Origin of the sequence: Spirillospora sp. NPDC046719, from assembly GCF_040645715.1 — a bacterium.
GTDB lineage: Bacteria > Actinomycetota > Actinomycetes > Streptosporangiales > Streptosporangiaceae > Spirillospora.
Genome location: NZ_JBEYYT010000524.1, coordinates 1 through 5,676 on the forward strand (window position 1 = coordinate 1; position 5,676 = coordinate 5,676).

A 5,676-nucleotide genomic window follows, 5' to 3' on the forward strand; every position below is an offset into this window, starting at 1 on the left:
CCCACCGGGACGGGCCCTTCAACGTCCCCGGTGATGCAACGGGATCAGCAGGGGAGCTCGCACCACCGCAGGGCAGCAGATGATCGTCCGTAAGCCGAACCGGCGACGACCGGAACGTTGCGATCGCGTGCGAAGCCAAGTTCGAGCTTGCGAGAACTTGATCGCGCAGCGAGCCCCCGGGCGAGTCGGAGCGATGCGGCGATCGCCGCAGGGCCCGCCGAAGGAAGGCGCCCCAGCGCCTGACGCCAAGGGCCCTGCAGAAAAAACAGAGGAGGGCTTCCGCCACTCGGGGGCAATGGCGGAAGCCCTCGATAGGTCTTCGTGTGGGGCGTCTCAGACGTTACGGGTTTCAACCGAATTTTTCTCACGAATCCGGCACGCGCCCGTCTTCGCAGGTCAGCGGCCTGACGCCAAGGGCCCTGCAGTGAACTCAGCCGGGTGTCGCGGGGGCGGTGCTGGTGGGGGTTGGGGTGCCGTCCACGACGCCGTGGTCGAGTTGGACCTTGGGTTCGAGCCAGGGGAAGACGCCCCACCAGAGGACGGCGGCGACGACGGCGACCAGGGCCAGGGCGATGCCGGTCTTGGCGGGCCAGGTGCCGGGGAGGTGGCGCCAGATCCAGGCGTACACGGTGTCTCCTACCTTCCGGCGGCGGTGGACGGGGCGCCGGGCTTGACGCGGGTCACGGCGGACGTCAGCTCACCGAAGATGATCATCCGCTTGGCGGCGGAGTACTTCGGGTGGCAGGTGGTGAGGGTGATCATCCGGTCGGTGGGCCGGCGGCCGGGGTGGAACGGGACCGGGGCGGTGACGTCGACCTCGGTGGGCTTGACGATCCTGCGGTCGGTGACCTTGTAGACGTACTGGTCGTCGCGGGTGTCGATGAGGATCTCGTCGCCGCGGTCGAGCTCGCCGAGCTTGTTGAAGGGCGCGGAGTAGGTCGTCCGGTGGCCGGAGACGACGAAGTTGCCGACCTGGCCGGGCAGCGCGGTGCCGGGGTAGTGGCCGGGTCCCTTGCGCAGGTCGGAGACGCCGACGCCCTCAATGATCACGTAGTGGTACTTCGTCCCGAACTTCGGGATGCGGATCATGGCCAGGCCGTTGCCGAGCCGGACCTTCTCGGTGGTGACCTTGGGCGCCTGCCAGGACTTCAGCATCTGCTTGCCGAGCCGGTCCTGCTGGGCGCTGGTGTACTGGCCGGTGCCCCACAGCTCGTAGGTGACGAACAGCATCACGATGACGCCGGCGGTGATGCACAGCTCGCCGAGGCCACGGATCACCAACCGCACCGCGCGTCCCCCTCCCGAGGTTCAGTGGGCGCCTGCCGGCGCCTCCGTCGGCACCGTAGCGTGCTTCATGGTCACGTTGCCGGTGTAGGCGGGAAGGACGGCGCGCGCGAGCGTGCGCACGGAGTAGCCGAGCCCGTAGGCGCGGACGTACTTGCGGTAGATCGCGATGTCGCGGGACGCGGCGAGGGCGGCGTGCAGGCGGGCGGGGTCGCCGGCGGCGGTGATCCGGAAGGGCGGCGAGTACACGACGCCCTGGAGGATGAGGGTGTTGCCGACGCACCGGACGGCACTGGTGGCGATCACCCGCTGGTCCATGATCTGCATGGCGCGGGCGCCGCCGGCCCAGAGCGCGTTGACGACGGCCTGGACGTCGCTCTGGTGGACGACGAGGTCGTCGGGGCGGACGCCGGACGGGAGGCCGCCGGACGGCTGCGGCGCGTCGTCCAGGGACACCCGGACGGCGGGGCCGGTGTAGGCGGTGAAGCCGGCGGCGGGGGCGAGCCGGTCGGCGTCGCCCTGGGCCTGCTTCACGCGGGCGTCGGTGCGGCCGGCGGCGCGGGAGAGGGCGTCGACGTCGCGGCGCAGCCGCCGGTAGTCGGCGCGTTCTCGGCGGCTGTCGCGCTGCTCGTCGCCGATGAGGTCGGTGACGCGGGTGCGGCCCTCGTCGCGCAGGCTGGTGCCGCGGGCCGTGCTCGCGCTCGCCGCGAACAGGGTTCCCGCGAGGAGCGTCAGAGCTGGGATGATGCTTCCCCACGCCGAACGCCGTACCCTCATCATCCAGAACTGCTCATCAGACAGTGCTCACCAGCGACTACGCTAACCGACAAACCACCCATGCGCGGTCCGGCGCTCCGGCCGCCGGGCGCTCGAGGAGATCGATCCCACCGTGGCCAAGTCCAAAGTGCGCAAGAAGGCCGTTTACACGCCCCCGCAGAAGTCGAAGGCGCCGGAGGTCAGCCCGCGCTGGCTGGTCCCGACGATGGTCGCGCTGTGGCTGATCGGCCTGGCCTGGATCGCGGTCTTCTACGTGACGGCCAGCACCGGCACGAACGTGCCGTTCATGTCCGACCTGCACAACTGGAACCTGGGGATCGGCTTCGTGGCGATCATCCTGGGCGTGGTGCTGTCGACGCGCTGGCGCTGATCCGGGCTGGATACCCGCTTTCGCGGCGCACGAATCCACGAAAGTTATCCACAGGTTGGGGATCCCTGGCCGGGGCTTTCCCCAGGTTTTCCACAGGCCGGGTACCGAACGGTCTTCGGAGGCCCGCCGCGGTCCACGGAAGAGCCGCCCGCACCCCCGAGGGGCACGGGCGGCTTCCGCGCGCCCAGGGGCCGTCCTGCGGCCCTCAGGTCAGCGCCAGCGTCTTGACCGTCACCAGGACCGCCAGCGCCACGAACGTGACCGCCGGCACCCCGATGTGCAGCAGCCGCCGCTGCGCCGCCGGCGCGTACGCGTACGCCAGCGCGATCAGCGCGCCGACGACGAGCCCGCCGACGTGCCCCTCCCAGGAGATCCCCTTCACCGAGAAGGTGATCGCCAGGTTGATCACCAGCAGGAACAGGATCGGGCCGGCGGGCGCGCCCAGCCGGCGGCCGATCACGAAGTACGCCCCGAACAGGCCGAAGATGGCCCCGGACGCCCCCACCGCCGCGCCGCTCGGGTCGACCAGGTACAGCAGCACCGAGCCGCCCAGCCCCGACAGCAGGTACAGCGCCAGGTAGCGCCACCGGCCGAGGACCTGCTCCAGCGCCGGCCCCACCGCGTACAGCGCCCACATGTTGAACAGGATGTGGGTGAAGCCGAACGACCCCCCGCGCTCGTGCAGGAACATCGTCGTGACCAGCCGGTACCACTGCCCCCCGGCGACCCCGATGACCTCCCCGTCCGGCTGCACCCACCGGCCCAGCATCATGAAGTCCGTGACGACGCGCATCGACGCCAGCTCGGCGAGGTACACCGCGATGCACAGGCCGATCAGCGTGTACGTGACGACGGGGACCGTCGACACCGGGCCGCGCGCGCCCAGCACCGTTCGCGGGGCGGTGCTGCGCCCGCCGCGGTTCCCGCCGGCGACGCACTCGACGCACTGGTGCCCCACCGCCGCGTCCCGCATGCAGTCGGGGCAGATGTAGCGGTCGCACCGCGTGCAGCGGACATGGCTCTCCCGCCCCGGATGCCGGTAGCAGGTCGGCACCGAGGTCTCGGGCGCGGGACTTTGTTCTGTGCTCATCCGGTCTCCGTCGGGCCGTGGCGGGGTTTCACCCGGCGCTGGGTCTCACCCAGGGAAACGACTAACGCCGCTCGATCGTCACCGATTCGATGACGACGTCCTCCTGGGGACGGTCCATCCTGCCGGTCGGGACGGTGCTGATCCGGTCGACCACGTCGGTGCCCTCGACGACCTTGCCGAAGATGGTGTGGCGGCCGGTCAGGTGCTGCACCTGCCCGATGTTGTCGGTGGTGATGAAGAACTGCGAGCCGTTGGTGCCGGGCCCGGCGTTCGCCATCGCCAGCAGGTACGGCTTGTTGAACTTCAGGTCCGGGTGGAACTCGTCCTTGAACTTGTAGCCCGGGCCGCCGGTGCCGGTGCCCAGCGGGTCACCGCCCTGGATCATGAAGCCCGGGATGACCCGGTGGAAGATCGTGCCGTTGTACAGCGGCGCCTCGGACTTGGCCCCGGTGCTCGGGTCCGTCCAGACGCGCTTGCCCTCCGCCAGCTCGGTGAAGTTCGCCACCGTCTCCGGCGCCTGCTCCGGGTACAGCTGGATCACGATCTTGCCGAGCGACGTGGTGAGCGTCGCGAAGGTCTCGTTGGCCACGCTGGCCGCCTCCTCGTGAAGTGGATTTTCCGTGCGTTCCTCGGGTCCCGGCCAGGCCCGGATCCGTCACCGTCCGTGATCGGCCGATCGCGCGCGACGGGTTTACCTTCCGGCTCTCGGGAAGGCTGCCTGACAGGACCTCGCAAACAGGGAGGTTAGCGTGTCCCTAATGATTAGTATCCGCCGGAAGCCGCAGGACGAGATGCTCACGCGGCTGAGCCGCGTCCAGGAAGCGGCCCGCCAGGGCGCCGGACGCGCCCAGGAGGGCGCTTCGGCCATGGCGGAGCGGATGATGCCGGCCGCCCAGGACCAGCTGATGGTCGTGCGCGGCTGGAGCGCGCCGCGGCTGCGGATGGCGGCCCAGTACGTGGAGACCGGGCTCGCCCCGCGGGTGAGCGCGTTCCTCGGCGACGTCGCCCAGCGGGTGGAGCCGCCGAAGGCCAAGCCGCGGCGCGGCGCCATGATGGCGATGATGGGCGTGGTGGCGGCCGCCGGGATGGCCGGCATCGTGCTGACCAAGCGCGACGCCATGCGCGACATGGCCGGGGGTTCCGGGGAGAGCGGGGAGGCCGTGTCGGCCGACTCGATGACGGTCTCCGGGTCCGACGTCGACGGCCAGGTCCACTCGCACTGACCGTCCGCCCGTCCGCGCGAGCGCGGGGCCCGTGCCGGACCGCCGGCCGGGCCCCGCCTCATGCGGCCCGCACGTCATGCGGTCCTCGCGTTCCACCGTTTCCTACCAACCGGTACGGTGAACGCCATGTCGCCGAATCCGCGCTCCATGGCGCAGCGTCTGGCCGGCCGGGCCAGGGACCGGGCCCGCCGCGGGCTGCACACGGCGGTGCACGCCGGCTGGCAGTGGATCCAGCGGCAGGGCGAGATCACCCCGCACACGCCGGGCCGGCGCCGCTTCGCCTACCTCGGCGAGGGCGCCTGCATCGGCTTCCCGGTCGGCGCGATCTACGGCGAGCCGTGGATCTCGATCGGCGACCACACGCTCGTCGGCACGCACGTGACGATCTCGGCGGGCTTCGTCCCCGGGCTCGACCTCGGCCCGGACGTCATCGTGAAGATCGGGTCGAGCTGCTCGCTCGGCCGCGGCACGCACATCGTCGGGCACCAGTCCATCGAGATCGGCAACGACGTCTTCACGGGCCCGAACGTCTACATCACCGACCAGAACCACACCTACGGCGACGTCGCGGTGCCCATTGGCCGGCAGTGGCCGGAGAACAACCCGGTGGTGATCGGCGACGGCTGCTGGATCGGCACCGGCGCGATCATCCTGCCCGGGACGCGGCTCGGCCGGAACGTCGCCGTGGCGGGCGGCGCGGTCGTCCGCGGCGAGTTCCCCGACCATGCGGTCATCGGCGGCGTGCCCGCCAAGGTGCTGCGCAGCTACGACGCGGAGAACGGCTGGCAGCCGCCGCTGCGCAACAGCCCGCTGATGTCGCTGGACGAGCTCGCCGCCCTCTCCGTCGACGGCCTGGAGGGCCTCCAGCTCCTCCAGGACAAGCTCCGCGAGGAAGCCGGCTAGCAAGAGGCTGGGGAAGGCCCCCGGACACG

Annotated in this window: 8 protein-coding genes; 3 read left to right on the forward strand and 5 right to left on the reverse strand. The window is 70.9% G+C overall.

What is annotated here, in order from left to right:
* Nucleotides 1–430: 430 nt before the first annotated feature.
* Genes ABZ914_RS44930 through ABZ914_RS44940 form a run of 3 tightly spaced genes read right to left on the reverse strand, consistent with a single transcriptional unit; the run spans nt 431 to nt 2,064 of the window.
* Complete coding sequence (locus ABZ914_RS44930; protein ID WP_500200816.1) at nt 431–628, reverse strand: hypothetical protein; 198 nt, start codon at nt 626–628, stop codon at nt 431–433.
* A gap of 8 nt (nt 629–636) precedes the next feature.
* A complete protein-coding gene (locus ABZ914_RS44935; protein WP_500200817.1) occupies nt 637–1,278 on the reverse strand; it encodes a class E sortase in 642 nt (213 codons plus the stop codon).
* 30 nt (nt 1,279–1,308) lie between these two features.
* A complete protein-coding gene (locus ABZ914_RS44940) occupies nt 1,309–2,064 on the reverse strand; it encodes a DUF881 domain-containing protein (RefSeq protein ID WP_500200818.1) in 756 nt (251 codons plus the stop codon).
* Nucleotides 2,065–2,173: 109 nt separating this feature from the next.
* On the opposite strand from ABZ914_RS44940, the gene ABZ914_RS44945 reads away from it, so the two are divergent.
* Nucleotides 2,174–2,431: a cell division protein CrgA gene (locus ABZ914_RS44945; protein WP_151541695.1), complete on the forward strand. Its 258-nt coding sequence runs from the start codon at nt 2,174–2,176 to the stop codon at nt 2,429–2,431.
* A gap of 205 nt (nt 2,432–2,636) precedes the next feature.
* On the opposite strand, the gene ABZ914_RS44950 is transcribed toward ABZ914_RS44945, so the two are convergent.
* Entirely contained in the window at nt 2,637–3,521 is an 885-nt protein-coding gene (locus tag ABZ914_RS44950) for a rhomboid family intramembrane serine protease (RefSeq protein ID WP_500200819.1), read from the reverse strand.
* 61 nt (nt 3,522–3,582) lie between these two features.
* Nucleotides 3,583–4,110 carry a peptidylprolyl isomerase gene (locus ABZ914_RS44955; protein ID WP_190857747.1) on the reverse strand — a complete coding sequence of 176 codons (528 nt, stop codon included), beginning with the start codon at nt 4,108–4,110 and terminating at the stop codon, nt 3,583–3,585.
* Nucleotides 4,111–4,279: 169 nt separating this feature from the next.
* Here ABZ914_RS44955 and ABZ914_RS44960 point away from each other — a divergent pair, with 169 nt between their 5' ends.
* Nucleotides 4,280–4,744: a hypothetical protein gene (locus ABZ914_RS44960; RefSeq protein WP_500200820.1), complete on the forward strand. Its 465-nt coding sequence runs from the start codon at nt 4,280–4,282 to the stop codon at nt 4,742–4,744.
* Between the two features lie 126 nt (nt 4,745–4,870).
* Nucleotides 4,871–5,647, forward strand: a complete 777-nt coding sequence (locus ABZ914_RS44965; RefSeq protein WP_500200821.1) for an acyltransferase — start codon at nt 4,871–4,873, stop codon at nt 5,645–5,647.
* The last annotated feature ends 29 nt before the right edge of the window (nt 5,648–5,676 follow it).

Excerpts from the sequence above, each read along its gene's own strand:
- ABZ914_RS44940 (WP_500200818.1), bottom strand. The coding sequence starts at position 2,064 with ATGATGAGGGTACGGCGTTCGGCGTGGGGAAGCATCATCCCAGCTCTG.
- ABZ914_RS44950 (WP_500200819.1), bottom strand. The coding sequence starts at position 3,521 with ATGAGCACAGAACAAAGTCCCGCGCCCGAGACCTCGGTGCCGACCTGC.
- ABZ914_RS44960 (WP_500200820.1), top strand. The coding sequence starts at position 4,280 with ATGATTAGTATCCGCCGGAAGCCGCAGGACGAGATGCTCACGCGGCTG.
- ABZ914_RS44965 (WP_500200821.1), top strand. The coding sequence starts at position 4,871 with ATGTCGCCGAATCCGCGCTCCATGGCGCAGCGTCTGGCCGGCCGGGCC.